The following is a 15,389-nucleotide window of genomic DNA, read 5'->3' on the forward strand; positions in this document are numbered from 1 at the left end:
AAAGCGAAACCGGCAGTGGCGCGGAGAAACGCTTGTTCGACCAGGAATAAACCGCAGACACGAGGAGGAGAATGGCAACCCCACAAAGATCGGTAGGAAATAGCGTTCCACACGAAGAGATTTCCCCGCCAGATGGGGAGAGAGCAGCATCTAATGAGATCGCGCTTAGTGACAGCCCCCCTTCTTCCGGGTCCAGCCGAGTAGGAGAGACCGGTCGCTACGACGCCTCGGCAATCAGGAGGCTCGAAGGCGTCGAGGCTATTCGAAAAAATCCTGGCATGTACGTAGGGGGCACAAGTAGTGAAGGTTTACACCACCTTATTTGGGAGGTGCTCGACAACAGCGTCGACGAGGCCTTGGCGGGAGCGTGTTCCTCGGTGGAGGTTAGGCTTCTCGCAGATGGGGGCTGCAGTGTCGAAGACGACGGCCGGGGTATCCCGGTAGACCCGATGCCCGAGGAGGGTGGCAGGCCCGCCCTTGAAGTGGTGCTCACCGAAGCCCATTCGGGCGGGAAGTTCACGAAGCAAGGATACAAGGTGTCGGGGGGCCTGCACGGGGTCGGCCTCACCGCAGTCAACGCTCTAAGTCGATACCTCGAGGCTGTGGTATGGCGGGATGGGTACGAGTGGAGACAAAGATTCGAGCGGGGGAAGCCGGCTGGCCCGGTGGAGAGGCACGGGGCTAGTGACAGGCGGGGTACTAGGATCACTTTCTGGCCTGACCCGGAGATTTTCGCAGCGACGGAGTTTGATGCTCGCCAGATCGAACAGCGCCTCAAGGAAACCGCGTATCTCGTCAAGGGACTCAAGGTCACCCTTGTCGATGAGAGGCGCACCCCGGCTATCCGAAAAGAGTTCAGCTTCGACGGGGGCGTGCGCCAGCTCGTAGAGGAGCTGAACCACGCAAAGGATCCCGTGCATCCGCACGTGTGCTACTTCGAGCGGGAGCGGCCGCAAGACGGTACATCCGTGGAGGTCGCACTGCAGTGGAATAGAGGATACACCGAGGTTATAGCAAGTTATGCCAATACGATCAGCACGCCTCACGGGGGCTCACACGAGCAGGGATTCAAGAAGGCCCTCACCTCCGTGATCAATAGATACGCACGCCAGGCCGGGTTCCTGAAAGAAAAGGACGAAAACTTCTCGGGCGAGGACGTCCGCCAAGGGTTGACTGCCGTGATAGCGGTTAGGCTTACGAATCCCCAGTACGAAGGGCAGACCAAGTCCCGCCTTGTAAATCCGGAGGTCGAAGGCTATGTACAGCAGCTGACCAATCAGGAGGTGATGCGCTGGCTCGAGCTGTATCCCGACGATGCGGCCGCGGTGGTGCGCAAAGTGTCGGAGGCGGCCCGCGAGCGAATGGAGCTGGAGAGACGACGGAAACAAGACCGCCAGAAGTCGCTCCTGGAGGCAGGGTCTGCTTTGCCGGGGAAACTGGCCGACTGTTCCTCAAAAGACCCCGCTAAGCGGGAGCTTTTCATAGTCGAAGGAGACTCTGCTGGTGGGTCGGCGATCAAAGCGAGGGACCGAGAACACCAAGCAATCCTGCCTATCAGAGGAAAAGTCCTAAACGTTGAGAAGGCGCGCCTGAGCAAAGCATTAGAAAATCAGGAGATTCGAAATCTGGTTATGGCAATCGGGTGCGGTTTCGGAGAAAACACGGATCTTTCGAAACTAAAATTCCACAAGATATGCATTCTTTGCGATGCGGACGTCGATGGTGCGCACATAAGAACCCTACTGCTCACCTTCTTCTACCGATTCATGCCCGAGCTTATACGTCAAGGACACGTTTATGTTTGCCGGCCCCCGTTGTACAAGGCGTCCTATGGGAAGCAGTCGGTGTACTTGCTCGACGACCGCGAAAAAGAGGAGTTTCTCAGAAAACAAAAGAATCCAGAGAGGTGGAGTTTCTCGCGCCACAAGGGCCTGGGGGAAATGGACGCCGATGAGCTGTGGAAGACCACGATGGACCCAGAGCGTCGGTCCTTGAGTCAGATCACGATAGAGGACGCGGCTGTAGCCGAGAGGATAGTTTCGACGCTAATGGGAGAGGACTCAAAAGAACGCAAAGAGTTCATCGCAGAGAATGCCGAGGCCGTGGAGATGCTGGATATCTGAGAGCAGGGGAGGACGGGTGATCGGCCCGCTGGTCAAGCGGGGTCGGTCAGGCAGTGGATTTTGATAGCAATTTTTAGATGAGCTATAGCTATCCAGACCATTCGGACTGGAACGCGCTCAATTGGAGAGGATGTCAGCGGTGAGTGAAGACGGACGCACAGGAGCCCTCGGACAAAACGCGGGAGAGGGCTCACTATCAGGACCAGGGGCAGCGAAATCGGCAGCCGACGGACGAGGCGACACCGAAGAAGGTGGGACTAGCCCTGGCGGAAACGGCGGCGACGTAGAAGCTATATCCCCGATGGACCCAAGGCCGCGTGTTGAGCGTGTGCAACTCCAAGTAGAGATCGAAAAGTCCTTCCTTGAATACGCCATGTCGGTGATTGTCGGAAGGGCCCTTCCCGATGTTCGAGACGGGCTGAAGGTCGTTCAGCGCAGGATTTTATACGGAATGTACGAGCAGCGCTTGCTGCCGGACCGCACATTCAAAAAGTGCGCCCGCGTGGTAGGGGACGTCATGGGTAAGTACCATCCCCACGGTGACCAGGCCATCTATGAGGCGCTGGTAAGAATGGCTCAGGACTTCGCACTTAGGTATCCCCTGATCGATGGTCACGGAAACTTCGGGTCGCCAGATTTTGGGCCTGCTGCTATGCGCTATACCGAATGTCGGCTAGCTCGGCTTGCAGAGGCGATGCTGGACGGAATCGATGAAGACACCGTGGATTTCGTTCCCAACTACGACGAGGAGGAGCGGGAGCCGACTGTAATGCCTGCGAGGTTTCCGAACCTTTTGGTAAACGGCTCGGAGGGGATAGCGGTTGCAGTGGCGACGAATATTCCGCCGCACAACATGCGAGAGGTGTGCGATGCGGTTATCTACTACATAGATCACCCGGAGGCCAGTCCCGACGAGCTGGCGGAGATAGTGAAAGGGCCGGACTTTCCGACGGGAGGCGTGATCATGGGAACCGAAGGAATCCGGCAAGCCTATAGGACCGGAAGGGGATCGATAGTCTTGCGGGCAAAAACCGAGATCCAGGAACACAAGAAAGGACGCAAGCGCATTGTCGTTACCGAACTTCCTTACCAAGCCAGACCGGCGAAGATCCTCGACAGGATACAGGAATTGAGCGATAGCAAGACCGTGGAGGGCATAAGCGAGCTGAGAGACGAGACATCCCGAGAGGGGACGCGGCTTGTGATCGAGCTGAGACCCGAGGCAGACGATCTCGTCGTGAGAAATCTTTTGTTTAGGTACACAGATCTAGAGCGGACTCTGAATATCAACATGGTCGCCGTCGTTGGCCACACCCCGAAAACCCTCAATCTCGCTGAGCTGATCAAGCACTACGTAGACCATCAAGTCGTAGTCGTCGAGCGCAGGACACGTTTTAGGCTCAAGAAAGCTCGCGAGCGCAAGCATATCGTCGAAGGTCTTTTGATTGCGGTCAGGAACATAGACGCGGTGATCGCGCTGATCAGACAGAGTGAAGACACCGAGGCCGCTCGGGCCGGTCTGATGCAGCGGTTCGGGCTCTCCGAGATTCAAGCGCGGGAGGTCTTGGAGATGCCGCTGAGGCGACTAACGAAGCTGGACTCGAGGCGCCTGGAGGACGAAAACCGAGAGCTTGAGCAGACAATCGCGTGGCTGGAGCAAATACTCGGCGATCCCAAGGAGCTGAGAGAAGTCATCAAACAGGAGCTAGCGGCCGTCAAAGAAAAGTTTGGTGACCCTCGAAGGACCGAGATTAGCCAAGAAGAGTCACGCTTCGACGCCGAGAGCCTTATTGCTGACGAAGAAATAGTCATAACGGTGACCCGAAATGCCTATGTAAAAGCTGCTAGGGTGTCGAGCTACAAGCGACAGGCCCGAGGGGGCCGTGGTGTCTCGGGCGGGAAGGTAACCGAGGACGACGTCGCCGAGCACATAATTCGCACGACGAGACACTCATACCTCTTGTTCTTTACCAACCTCGGGCGGGTATACAGGCTGAGAGCCCTAGAGCTTCCGATAAGGGAGCGCACCGCCAAGGGCGATCACATACGCAAATACCTGCGGCTCGAGGAGGGAGACCCCGATTCGGGCAAGCCGGCAGAGCACGTGCAGGCCGTGATCGACACGTCTCAGTACGAGACAAAACGGTTCCTAGTGATCGTCACCAAAAAGGGGATTGTAAAGAAGACAAGGTTCAACGAGTATGACTCGGCTGGTCGAAGAGGCATTATCGCAGTAGACCTTCAAGAGGGGGACGAGGTCGTCTCGGTTCTGGCAACCGAACCAGGTGAGGAAATCCTCCTGCTGACGAGGAATGGTATGTCCCTCAGGTTTCGCGAGAAGCAGCTTCGAGCGCAGGGGCGAGCCACGAGGGGTGTGCGTGGAATCAGCCTCAGAGAGGGGGACTACGTAGTGGCCGCAGTCACTGCTTCCAACGACGAGGATCTGCTAATTGTTACGACGCGGGGGTTTGGAAAGCGGACTCCGCTAAGGCTTTTCCGTCCGCAGTCTAGAGGCGGACTGGGCGTGCGTGCGATACGTCTTGCCGAGGCAAAGGGAAAGGTCGCGGCCGCACTGGCAGTACGGGAAAGCGACGAGGTATTCGTTATCGCTACCGACGGTAACGTAATCAGAATCCCGCTGTCGGATGTGAGCAGGCAGAGCCGGGAAGCAACGGGTGTGCGTGTGATGAAGTTAGAACTTGCTCAGGAGGTGGCCGGAGTGGCCTTGGCAGACAGGGAAGAGCCCGAGGCTACGTGATTTTCCTGTCCGCGTATCTAACACCGCTCTAGGTTTCAGCGAACGACCGCAACAGCGAAAAGCCGCAAGACGAGATGAGGGGGGATTCATGGGTTCGACAACACCTCGCCCTTTGGTGTTTTTTCCCAAAAAACTTGGTCTGGAAGCCGATCGACAAAGCGCTTCCGAGACCGACGCAGGATCTATAGCGCTCTTTGTTGCATTGTCGATGCTCGGCTTGGCAACTGTTGCGTCGACGATGGCGCGCAGCGGGATCGCTTTAATCGATAGAGCCAAGGCGGATGCAGTGGCTGAGGCAGCTGCTCTCTCGGCGGTGGCTGGCGTCGACGCCGGAGTTGTTGCCCAGACCAACGGGGGAAGTCTAGTGGCTGCTGTGCGTCAGCAGGGCGGAGAGTGGGTAGTTCGAGTGCGAGTAGGTCGTATGGAAGCGGTTGCAGCAGCGACATACGGGGGATTACCGAGTGGGGCCTCGCCCAAGCATCTATCGGGCGGCTTCAAGGGTAAACGGACGGGCTTGTCTCCCGAAACGCTCGCTGCTTTAGAGAAGGCCGATGCATTGCTAGCCGCCCGGGGAATGCCCTCTCCTGTTCCTGTCGTGAGCGGCCTACGAAGCTTGGCCGAACAACAGGCCCTTTGGGCCCGTCGGTTTTTCAATCCTTATCCGGTCGCCCCTCCGGGTACCTCCGCACACGAACGAGGTTTAGCTGTGGATATCCCTCCGGACTGGGTGCCCTATGTGGTGGAAGTTTCCAGACAAGCTGGGCTATGCCAGCCTTACCCCAACAGGGATCCTATTCACTTCGGACCGATCGAGTCTCCTGAGTGCGGCGGCAACGCGACTGGCTCGAGAGGCGGGAGACCGATTTTGATCCCCTTGGGGGAGGCGTAGGGGGTGAACCTAGGCCCCGTATTTGCTGAGTCGGCCAGCTGCGGCTAGAGCGATTGGAAAAATTTCGACCGCACGACGCCTCCCGAGCCAACCTGTAGCAGCAGAGGCCTCGTCGAAGCGGGTTACGTCATCGACGGGGGCTGTGCCCCCGCTTAGAAGCACTGGTACGGGATGCCAGGAGTGCGAGGCCATCTGTGTTGGGGTCGAGTGGTCGCCCGTGACGACTATTACTCCGGTCCACGACCGCTCGATCCTGGGGATTACCTCCGCATCGACCATCTCGATAGCGGCACACTTTCTTTGAAAGTCCCCGTCTTCACCGGCCGCGTCGGTTGCTTTGAAGTGAAAATATACGAAGTCATACTCGCGGGCATGGCGCTCTACGACGGCCAGCTGCTCGTCGAGAGTTGGGGACAAGCCTTTGTCTTCCATACCGACCAGGCGTCCCAATCCCAAATACATCGGGTACTGTGCCAAGGCCAATGCTCGGAGCCTATACCTATCGGCAAACCGGGGAAGCGCAGGCCTTCTGGAGAACCCCCGCATCAATATGAAGTTACCCTGGGAGCGGCCTCGAAGAACCTCGCGGGCTTTATCCAGGAGGTGGCGCAACAGAGCAGCCGTCCGTTGGGCAGCGTGATCTTCTGCGGCTTCGGGGAGGGGACGAGGTTCCAAGGGCTTGACACCTGTGCGTTGCGGATCGGTGTCCACTATTGCGTCGGAAAGGTCGTCGCCCCGTAGCACCAGGAGGGCCCGGTGGTCTTTTTCCGGAAGGAAGAAAAGCTCGACCCCGGAGAGGTGGACATGTTGGGACAGCTCCTTGCAGATAACGGCGGTTTGCTCGGTTGGAAGCCGGCCAGCCCTGCGGTCGGAGATGGTGCCGTCAGCAGCAAGAGTGCACACGTTCAGGCGAGCCGCTAAATCGGTCGGCTGGAGGTCGAATCCTAGACCGGCCGCGGAAAGGGCGCCGCGGCCTATCTCGTAGGCGAGAGGATCGTAACCAAATAGACCGAGATGACCGGGACCGCTCCCTGGAGTGATACCTGGAGCCACTGGATCGTGTAGTCCCGCGCAGCCCTTTGCTACTAAGGTATCCAGGTTGGGGTGGTTAGCCGCCTCGAGTTCGCTGGGGCGCTCAGAGTCACGGTAGCCACCGAGCCCATCCATTACAAGCATGAAAATGGGAAGGCCGTCCGGTTGTACGAGCCTGTGGTAGATTCGGCTTAACGGATCGTCCATAAAGAGTTCTCCTCGTCAATATGGCCGGTTTTTCTCGGGGAGAAGCGACCGTTGCCCGACAATGATGTGCAGGGCCCAATAGACAGGCCCCGAGCCCTTTTTAGAGAACACCTCCAAGAAGACCTTAGGGCCGTAGAATTGTAAGACCCCCGAAGGCCGCTGGCGGAAAGTAGTTTGCGGCCCCAAGAAGCGATAGGCGCGTAGCCCACGAGTCGCTATGCGGTATGGCGAGGGTTACGGATCGAGAGGAGCTAGTGTGTACGCGAGGCGAGTCCGTCGCATGATCCGGAGATTCGATCCCTGGAGCGTCCTCAAGGTGTCGCTCGTCTTTAACTTGTGCCTAGCGGCAGTAACGTTGGTCGCGGGTACGATCGTTTACAACCTAGCGAGGGTAGGAGGATTCATGGCCCGGATCGAGCGGGCCATGCAGGAGGTTGGCTTCGAAAACTTTCGTTTCATCGGCACGAGAACTATCATGGCCGCGTTTTTGATCTTGACGGGGATGGCCATATTTATGACCGCAGCCACGGTGTTGTTGAGCTTCATCTACAACCTCATCTCGGAGGTAGTGGGAGGTCTAGAGATCAGCACCCTTGACGAACTTGTCGATGTTGTCGACAGTACTCAGTCAGAGATTTCAGAAGCGAAAGAAGAGGGGAAGAGTCGCTTACCCGTGGGGAAGCGGAACGTTCCAGACGAGACGGCCCAGGACGCGAAAAGCTTGGGGGTTTCCGAAGAGGAGCCGGCTTTGAACAAGCGGTCCTAGACGAGGAGTACCAGCCTGCGGCTAGTAGGGCCGCAGATTTGGGGCCGGTAAGTCAGAGCGCGAGAAGTACGGTGCCGTAGGCCTTCCGGATCGCGATAATGTGCGCGTATCGAGCGGGGCTATAGCTCAGTCGGTTAGAGCGCACCCCTGATAAGGGTGAGGTCGTTGGTTCGATTCCAACTAGCCCCACGGCAGCAGAGAGCTCCTGGCAGCTGCCGTTTGGTGTCTCGCCGGGGGACGTAGCTCAGTTGGCTAGAGCGCCTGCTTTGCAAGCAGGAGGTCGGCGGTTCGAGTCCGCTCGTCTCCACTGGGAGGCCCGCATCGAAGATCTTCGTCCATCGAGGCGCCCTGGGTCGACACTCGCCACGACCGCTCTATCCTGTAAGGGCTGCCGGTGCTCGAGTCACTTTTACTAAGCCGGCGTGAAGGTTGTCTCTATGGTGGGTGCAAAGCCGGTCTATTCGGGGGAGTCCGTGGGTCGGTGGCTCTCGCGGTGGGGCGGACAATCCCGCTTCTACATAGACAACGCCCTCGGGGCCTACGATAGCAGAGTGAGGGACGCCAGGGACGTTAGACCACTCCGTCGGCACGCCGCCGAGGGAGTGCAGGTATTCTATGGCCAGCTTGCGCCGAGCCGTGCTTGGTTCTTCGAAAGGAGCGCAACTTGAGCGAGGAGACAAAAATAGCCAGGCATTCTACGGACAATGTTCACGGCGAAGGCTTTCTGGCAGAAGATGGGGGCCGGCACTGGGATCTTGCAGCCGGCGATGTAGCGGTGTGTGCGCCGGGAATTCCGCACCGGCACGGGGCTCGGCCGGGATCGGACTGTGTTCACGTAGGCATTCAAAGTGGCGAGGCCGAGTGGCTGGAGTGAGTCAGCCTTCTAGGAAAGCGGAAGGCAAAACGGCAGAGGCCAACGCAAAACGATTTGCGCTGAAGACCCTGAGCGTTCTCGTGATGGTCGGACTCGTGGGGTACGGGGCTGTCAGGGTAGCTTCCCAGAAGCGAGCTCCAAGCGGCTCTCGGGAGGCTTCCCCTCTGGGTCCGCCTGCTGCCCCTGGACTCGGCGAGATTACTGCTACGTGCATCCCGAGGCTGGATGGGCCACGAGGCAATGTCTTTTCGGCAGCGCTTGACCTGGCCACTCCGAACCAGCCTTGGGACCCTCAGGCTTTAGCGGCAATATCCGAGCGCCTTACGTCCTACGCAGGCCTCACGAGCCCGGGATTCTATGTTCGCATTGGCTTCAATGCGGACTTCAGCGGAAGTCCAAGTTCTCCCAAGCCCAGGGGGCAGGGCCCGGATGTGCTCGATTGGAGATTTGGCCTAGAGTCTGGGTCGACCGCTCCTCGCTTGGACGATCTCGTAGAGTTCTTGAGACGGGTCGGAGCTGAACCTCAGATAGACGTTGGGTATTTCGCCCGCACGCCCGAGGAAGCCGGGGCGCTTGTGGCATTTCTGAACGGTGTCAATGGCTCAGATCCCGCTGTCCAAGCGAGAATTAGAGCCGGCCGTTCCGATCCGCCCAAGGTCAACTTGTTCGAGTTGACCTACCCACCCGTTCCTTCGATCTCGCCCCAACCCGTAGGAATTGCTTATGTTCGAGAGCACGCCTCTCGACTGAGAGACATTGCGAGATCGATGCGGAGTAGCAGCCCTACTCCGATACGTCTGCTCGTACCGGTTGGTAGGTGGCAAGACGTTTCGGAGGCAGCGGCGTTTTTTGGCCAACTCATCGGAGAGACCAAGGATTTTGCAGACGGTTATTCGGTCTCGTTTGCTCCTGATACAGCTTCCTCCTTGGCCGAAAGCGCAAAAGGCCTTGCGAAGAGCCTGGCGACACTCAGACGTCTGATGGACGAAGCGGGCGTGGGCAAAGACAGTATTGTGGCGGTTGCTCCATGGGATATGTCTTCGTTTGGCAAAGGAACGCCACCGACTTGGAGGGCGGCGATAGTAGCTGCTGCAGGAGCTATGGTATCCAGCGCCCAAGGAGCGTCGCTTGCTAACTATCCGGGTATTCCGGCGACGGTTCAGGATCCAGCCGGGTACACCTTCTGGCCAGGGGCCGATCCCAACCGCCCTTCCCCTACTTACGAAGCGATGGCAACGCTCGCCTCCAGTGTCCGCCGAGAGCGTTTACGAACAGAGCTTACCGAGGCAGCGCTACCAATGAGTGAGGAGACCCCTACTCCCAAGGTGCACCCGCCCGAGGCGTCCGCCTCTGAGCTCATTGCGCAGTGCTCTAGGGGCGAGGGAGTCAAGAACTTGGTGATCGTAAATCTCTCTTCGAATCCGGCCGTTATAAACGTAAAAGTCGGCTTCGATCCAGGCGAGCGCTTTACGAAGACGGTTCTTGTGGCCCCCCTCGATTCTCCTTTGGCGGAGCGATCGAGGACTGAGTTTTTGTCGAGGAACTGGTTCAGCGACACGCTGGCTCCTTACTCAATCACGGTGTGGAGCTTCTCCGGTTCCGCCACGTAGGGGGTCGGGGCTTGGGGTTTGGCATAGTAGTCTGCGTGGGATTGATGCCCTCGGGCTTTTAGATACAAGGGGCGTCGGGTTTACCGTGGGAAGGGTGTCGTGAGTGACCAGTGGCTGATTTGCAGAAAATATGAGCCGAACGACCGAGCCGCAGTGAGATTCATTTGTTGTGAGACCGGGCACTTGGGGGATCCAATAGATCCGTACTTCTCCGACAGAGAAGTATTTGCAGATTTTGTGACTAGATACTACACCGACGTAGATTCGGCGTGGTCGTGGGTACTCGAGGACCGAGGGGAAGTCGTTGGCTATCTCACAGGGTGCCCAGACTCGAAGGTCTACGCCGCGAAAGTCAAAAAAGTCTGGGCGCTTGTGGCTACGAAGGCGTTGGCCAGGGGCGTTCCCCTTCGGCCCTCCAGCGGACGACTCACCTGGCGACTCCTTTGGGACGTAGCCCGAGAGCGGCCGTCTTTTGGACATTACGGTCCGGAGTACCCCGCGCACCTACACATCAACTTGCTTCCCCAGGCCCGAGGAAGAGGCGGGGGCAGGATGCTTATCGATGCGTACCTCGCGGCGCTGCGGGCTGCCTCCATAAGGGGGGTGTTTTTGGAGACTTCCTGCGAGAATACTCGTGCCGTTGCGTTTTTTCGGAGTATGGGCTTCGCTCCCTTGCATGCCGCACCGTCCCCGGGTGGGCGGCTTGCGGACGGAGGCCGCATACACGTGCTGGCAATGGGCATGCGCCTTCGCTAGATCACAGGGCCGGCGCATCGGGGGGCGAGCTATCGATGAACGCTCTGGCCCAGAGCTCAAGGACGAGAAGTTGCCAGAGCCTCGGACCCATGTCCAGACCGGCGAGGTTTTGAGCCAGCAGCTTCTCGGCATAGGATCTCCGAATCCATCCTCTTTCCGAGGTGCTCCGATCTAGAAGTACTTCGGCAGTAAGCACCCCGAGCGCCCCTCGCATCCACTCCGAGAGCGGTACTGCGAACCCTCGCTTTGGTGAAGCGGCGATGGAGGCGGGCAGCACGAGGCGGGCCGCGTCCCGCAGCAAAGGCTTAGTCTCGCCTTGACGGCGCCGGACAGTGTCGGGCAAAGAAAATGCCCATTCGATAATTGAGCGGTCCAGCAGCGGGGAGCGAATTTCAAGGGAGTTGGCCATGGACATCCGGTCGATTTTGACGAGGATGTCTCCGGGCAGCCCTGTTAGAGCATCGACCAGACCCGCTCTCCACAAAATCCCTAGCCCAGCCGGAATTTGAGTTATTTCGGGAAGCAGCTCGGATATGGGCGCCCCGACAGCTTCGCTGCTCAAGCGAGACGGAAACGCGTCGCCGACCACGCTGGCTCTTTCGAACGACGGGATCGCTGCCAAAAAGTCCAAGTAAGCATCGACCTCTCGCATTCGATATAGATGAACCGCTCTGCGCAGGCGCTTGGTCGTGGTAGCGATCGGGTACGAACGGGTGTCGGCTGACCTTTCAAGACGAGCCTCGGTCATGGCTAGCACCCGAAAGGAGCTAGCGGGCACTAGTGACGCGGCTAAACGGAGCCCCTGGGCTCGCCAAAATCTCGAGAAATGGTGGTGCTTCAGATATCCGCCAAATAGCTCGTCCCCGCCGTCCCCGGATATGACCACCTTTAGCTTTTCGGCGGCTGCCGTGGAGATAAGAAACTGGGGGATGGCCGAGGAGTCGGCGAGGGGCTCGTCGAGGTACCAGATCAAATTGGAGATGTCAGACGGAGTGGGGGGCCGACCCTCCATCTCTGTGTGGCGGGAGCCGATGTGGCGCGCCACAAGGCGAGCCGCAGGGGTCTCGTCAAACCGAAGGTCGGCAAAGCCGACCGAAAAAGTTTCGAAGCGGTGACCTGCCCTGTGGAGGGCGGCAGCGACGAGAGAAGAGTCTACTCCCCCCGAGAGGAAGGTGCCGATAGGAACATCGGATATAGTGCGCGCGGCTGCGGCGGCTCCGATTCTTTCGAGAGCCTCACCGGGTGTGGGCTGGGAAAGTGGATAATGTGCCCGAGCGGCTGCGACTTCTACGAGGTTCCAGTATCTCTGGGTCTTAAAGGTGCTGCCTTCGAACACGAGAAGCTCCCCTCCTCGCAGCTGCGAGACTCCCTGCAATGGGGTCAAGGGGGGCGGAATGTGCTGGAGAGTGAGGCAGACCAAAAGGCCGCAATAGTCCGCATCAACGGTCAGGAGCCCGTCGGAAAGTAGCGCCTTTAGTTCCGATGCGAATCGCAGACCGCCCGCCAAAGTCGTGTAGTAGAAGGGCTTCTTTCCCACTCTGTCACGTGCCGCGAGCAAGCGTTTGCGACGCTCGTCCCAGACAGCGAAGGCGAACATCCCCTCAAGGTGCTGGGGAAGGCCAAGCCCCCATTGTTCATATCCGTGGACCAAAACCTCGGTGTCGGTGCGCGTAGAGAAACGGTGGCCCGACGCTTCGAGCGCGCGACGCAGCTCTAAGAAGTTGTAAATCTCTCCATTCAAAACCGCAACAATAGACCCGTCTTCGTTGGTTACGGGCTGGTCTCCTGAGTGGAGGTCGATGATGGCGAGCCTACGTGCACCCAGGGCACCTCGCGATAAAAAGGCCGATCCGTCCGAGTCCGGGCCGCGGTGCGCCATAGCGTTAAGGCTCGAGCTCATGTAGGCCCCGAGCGCACGAGCACGAGACCTCGCCTCCCCGTCGCTTTCGAAAATCCATCCTGAGATTCCACACATAGCAGGTCAGGGCAAGCTTAACGGGCAGTGATGTAAAGCCCGGATTTATGTTGTATCGAGTGCGCTGCGCTCGAGCACCTGGAGAAACCGCGAGATAAAGCGCTCACCTCACCCTACAGATTCTTGTGCCCGCCGAATCGCGGGTAGCTTGGTTTATTCATGCAAGACGGTGGTATCCAACAAACGCCAAGCGATGACCGAATCGGAGACAGGTACGGATTGAACTAGCCTTCGACCGAGCGCGACCCTGTAGGATAAGAACTTGACCAATCGGTCAGTTTTATCGGAACTTGCGAATAAGCGGTGCCAAAGAATCCTTTATTCTTTGTGGTACCCGAAAGGAGTGGAGCAATGCGCGAAGCGGTAATAGTAGAAGCTGTTCGTACGCCGATCGGACGACGGAACGGAAAGCTCAAGGATGTTCATCCCGTTGACCTATTGGCTCTAACTCTCCAAAAGCTAGTCGAGAGGGCGGGAATCGATCCGGAGCTCGTCGAGGACGTCATAACCGGTTGCGTGAGCCAGGTCGGAGAGCAGGGATTGAACGTATCCCGCAATGCTGCGCTGGCCGCGGGTTTTCCCGAGTCGGTGCCAGCCACTACTGTAGACCGCCAGTGTGGATCGTCTCAGCAAGCCGCTCACTTCGCCGCCCAGGGGGTGATGGCGGGAGCCTACGATGTGGTGATCGCCGCTGGAGTAGAGTCGATGACTCGGGTTCCCATGGGGGTGACCGCGACCAACCCAAAACCGGATGGGAGTACGGGTATGGCGTTCGGTCCGAAGATGAGCAAGAGATATCCCGGTCTGGTTCCCCAGGGAATATCCGCTGAGATTATCGCCGAGAAATGGGGCATCACAAGAGAAGAGCTCGATGAGTTTTCCCTCGGTTCCCATCAAAAAGCAGCCCGAGCAATCGGAGAAGGACGTTTCGAGCGCGAGATCATTCCGGTTCCCATACCCGGTGAGGACGGCGAGGAGCTGTTCACTAGGGACGAGGGGGTACGCTTTGACACGAGTCTGGAAAAGCTGGCTCAACTAAAGCCAAGCTTCAAGGCAGACGGCGTGGTGACAGCGGGCAATTCCTCCCAGATATCTGACGGAGCCGCTGCACTCCTTATAGCTGACTCCAAGCGGGCCGAAGAGCTTGGCTTGAAGCCCCGAGCTCGATTTCACGCGTTTGCGCTCGCCGGAGTCGATCCTGTGATCATGTTGACAGGACCCATTCCTGCCACAGACAAGGTGCTCAAGCGGGGAGGGCTCTGTCTCGAAGACATAGACCTAATTGAGATCAACGAGGCCTTCGCCAGCGTGGTCTTGGCCTGGGAGAGAGAGCTGCATCCGGATATGTCCAAGGTAAATGTGAACGGTGGGGCGATCGCTTTGGGCCACCCTCTTGGGTGCTCCGGCGCCAGGCTGATGACCACGCTCTTGCATGAACTGGAGCGAACGGGCGGCAGGTGGGGTCTGCAGACCATGTGCGAAGGCGGCGGTCTAGCCAACGCAACGATCATAGAGCGGCTCTGAGCCAGTCATTGGGAGATGCCTTAGAGCCCGTATAACCGGGCTGTGGGAGACTTCGGTGGATAAGCCGGGTGCCCGTGTGCCTTGGCGCTACCTGAGGCTAGGGCAGCGTTGTGGTAATTGCAGATTCGGGAAGGCGCGGTGAGGTTTGTTATTGCTTTTGTGGCAGCCAGTCTGATCTTGCTGGGAGCCGTGGTCATGCTGCGGGTGTTAGCGAACCCGCCACCTTCCGACAGGAATCGGTATCTTGAAGACGTCTCCAGCGCTGAGTTGACATACGCCTGCTCCGTCTGTGGGATGGAGGTGAAGGTGGTGAGGAAGCCCCACGGGGAAGTCAAACCGCCCAGGCATTGTGGCGAGGCTATGGAGCTGTCCTCTGCAGGATTGTAGGTATCGGCGCGGGGGCTATTTCAAGAAGACAATATGTATCCTAGTTCTACCCCAGTCTCGCTCGAGCGCCCGAAGTATGCCTGAGACCCGCGTTATCAGCGCCAGCGGGTCGCCAGGACAAATCCTACCAACATCAGGCCGATCCCCAACCACAACACCGAGTTCGAAGTCTCCCATGCGACCCCGATGTAGTTGAGTACGATAATCACGAACCCTGCGGCTATAGGGGTTAGGACAACATAGCCGTACCATGGCGGGCTAGGTTTGGGCTTGGGTCTCGGGGGCGGCTGATACCGCCGCCTTTTTGATCTGGGTTTAGGCAAGGCACCCCCTAAAGAGTAAGCCGTTGGAAACAGTCCATGTCCGTATCCGGCGCGCCCCGGTGTAGAAGGGCAGGTTGCAACTTTGGCACGCGGACTCGAATACGTAGACATCGGTCCTTCCAGCGATCCTAATCGCGAGGAAGGCGAGAGACATTATGCCACTAC

13 protein-coding genes and 2 tRNA genes are annotated in these 15,389 nt (G+C 58.4%); 12 read left to right on the forward strand and 3 right to left on the reverse strand.

Annotation, left to right across the window (positions count from 1 at the left end; all coding sequences use genetic code 11):
* Positions 1-71 precede the first annotated feature (71 nt).
* The 3 genes from C4318_01190 to C4318_01200 all read left to right on the forward strand — a co-directional run bounded on the left by C4318_01190 (position 72) and on the right by C4318_01200 (position 5,770).
* Complete coding sequence (locus tag C4318_01190; protein MER3453761.1) at positions 72-2,123, forward strand: DNA topoisomerase IV subunit B; 2,052 nt, start codon at positions 72-74, stop codon at positions 2,121-2,123.
* Between the two features lie 301 nt (positions 2,124-2,424).
* A complete protein-coding gene (locus tag C4318_01195; protein MER3453762.1) occupies positions 2,425-4,881 on the forward strand; it encodes a DNA gyrase subunit A in 2,457 nt (818 codons plus the stop codon).
* A gap of 88 nt (positions 4,882-4,969) precedes the next feature.
* Positions 4,970-5,770: a hypothetical protein gene (locus C4318_01200; protein MER3453763.1), complete on the forward strand. Its 801-nt coding sequence runs from the start codon at positions 4,970-4,972 to the stop codon at positions 5,768-5,770.
* A gap of 9 nt (positions 5,771-5,779) precedes the next feature.
* Here C4318_01200 and C4318_01205 read toward each other — a convergent pair whose 3' ends face one another.
* The gene (locus C4318_01205; GenBank protein MER3453764.1) at positions 5,780-7,009 is read right to left on the reverse strand and encodes a phosphoglycerate mutase; all 1,230 of its coding nucleotides are present in this window, start codon (positions 7,007-7,009) and stop codon (positions 5,780-5,782) included.
* Positions 7,010-7,226: 217 nt separating this feature from the next.
* On the opposite strand from C4318_01205, the gene C4318_01210 reads away from it, so the two are divergent.
* The 7 genes from C4318_01210 to C4318_01240 all read left to right on the forward strand — a co-directional run bounded on the left by C4318_01210 (position 7,227) and on the right by C4318_01240 (position 11,015).
* Positions 7,227-7,775, forward strand: coding sequence for a hypothetical protein (locus tag C4318_01210; protein ID MER3453765.1), 549 nt, complete (start codon positions 7,227-7,229; stop codon positions 7,773-7,775).
* Between the two features lie 115 nt (positions 7,776-7,890).
* A tRNA-Ile gene (locus C4318_01215) sits at positions 7,891-7,964 on the forward strand.
* Positions 7,965-8,008: 44 nt separating this feature from the next.
* A tRNA-Ala gene (locus tag C4318_01220) sits at positions 8,009-8,082 on the forward strand.
* Between the two features lie 130 nt (positions 8,083-8,212).
* Positions 8,213-8,443 carry a hypothetical protein gene (locus tag C4318_01225; GenBank protein MER3453766.1) on the forward strand — a complete coding sequence of 77 codons (231 nt, stop codon included), beginning with the start codon at positions 8,213-8,215 and terminating at the stop codon, positions 8,441-8,443.
* Entirely contained in the window at positions 8,440-8,649 is a 210-nt protein-coding gene (locus C4318_01230) for a hypothetical protein (GenBank protein MER3453767.1), read from the forward strand. Before C4318_01225 ends, C4318_01230 begins: the two co-directional genes overlap by 4 nt.
* Positions 8,637-10,259, forward strand: coding sequence for a hypothetical protein (locus C4318_01235; protein ID MER3453768.1), 1,623 nt, complete (start codon positions 8,637-8,639; stop codon positions 10,257-10,259). Before C4318_01230 ends, C4318_01235 begins: the two co-directional genes overlap by 13 nt.
* Before the next feature lie 99 nt (positions 10,260-10,358).
* Positions 10,359-11,015: a hypothetical protein gene (locus C4318_01240; protein ID MER3453769.1), complete on the forward strand. Its 657-nt coding sequence runs from the start codon at positions 10,359-10,361 to the stop codon at positions 11,013-11,015.
* A gap of 1 nt (position 11,016) precedes the next feature.
* Here C4318_01240 and asnB read toward each other — a convergent pair whose 3' ends face one another.
* On the reverse strand, positions 11,017-12,990 hold the full coding sequence (gene asnB, locus C4318_01245; protein MER3453770.1) for an asparagine synthase (glutamine-hydrolyzing): 1,974 nt from the start codon (positions 12,988-12,990) through the stop codon (positions 11,017-11,019).
* A gap of 351 nt (positions 12,991-13,341) precedes the next feature.
* Here asnB and C4318_01250 point away from each other — a divergent pair, with 351 nt between their 5' ends.
* Positions 13,342-14,514, forward strand: a complete 1,173-nt coding sequence (locus C4318_01250) for a steroid 3-ketoacyl-CoA thiolase (protein ID MER3453771.1) — start codon at positions 13,342-13,344, stop codon at positions 14,512-14,514.
* A 138-nt stretch (positions 14,515-14,652) separates the two neighbouring features.
* A complete protein-coding gene (locus tag C4318_01255) occupies positions 14,653-14,901 on the forward strand; it encodes a hypothetical protein (GenBank protein MER3453772.1) in 249 nt (82 codons plus the stop codon).
* Positions 14,902-14,996: 95 nt separating this feature from the next.
* Here C4318_01255 and C4318_01260 read toward each other — a convergent pair whose 3' ends face one another.
* Entirely contained in the window at positions 14,997-15,335 is a 339-nt protein-coding gene (locus tag C4318_01260) for a hypothetical protein (GenBank protein MER3453773.1), read from the reverse strand.
* Positions 15,336-15,389: the final 54 nt, after the last annotated feature.

The organism is Acidimicrobiia bacterium, from assembly GCA_040289475.1.
In the GTDB taxonomy this organism is placed as follows: domain Bacteria; phylum Actinomycetota; class Acidimicrobiia; order ATN3; family PSLF01; genus PSLF01.

Bases quoted from the DNA above. Each gene is read 5' to 3' on its own strand.
- C4318_01190 (MER3453761.1), top strand. From the start codon at position 72: ATGGCAACCCCACAAAGATCGGTAGGAAATAGCGTTCCACACGAAGAG.
- C4318_01195 (MER3453762.1), top strand. From the start codon at position 2,425: ATGGACCCAAGGCCGCGTGTTGAGCGTGTGCAACTCCAAGTAGAGATC.
- C4318_01200 (MER3453763.1), top strand. From the start codon at position 4,970: ATGGGTTCGACAACACCTCGCCCTTTGGTGTTTTTTCCCAAAAAACTT.
- C4318_01205 (MER3453764.1), bottom strand. From the start codon at position 7,009: ATGGACGATCCGTTAAGCCGAATCTACCACAGGCTCGTACAACCGGAC.
- C4318_01210 (MER3453765.1), top strand. From the start codon at position 7,227: ATGCGGTATGGCGAGGGTTACGGATCGAGAGGAGCTAGTGTGTACGCG.
- C4318_01225 (MER3453766.1), top strand. From the start codon at position 8,213: ATGGTGGGTGCAAAGCCGGTCTATTCGGGGGAGTCCGTGGGTCGGTGG.
- asnB (MER3453770.1), bottom strand. From the start codon at position 12,990: ATGTGTGGAATCTCAGGATGGATTTTCGAAAGCGACGGGGAGGCGAGG.
- C4318_01250 (MER3453771.1), top strand. From the start codon at position 13,342: ATGCGCGAAGCGGTAATAGTAGAAGCTGTTCGTACGCCGATCGGACGA.
- C4318_01260 (MER3453773.1), bottom strand. From the start codon at position 15,335: ATGTCTACGTATTCGAGTCCGCGTGCCAAAGTTGCAACCTGCCCTTCT.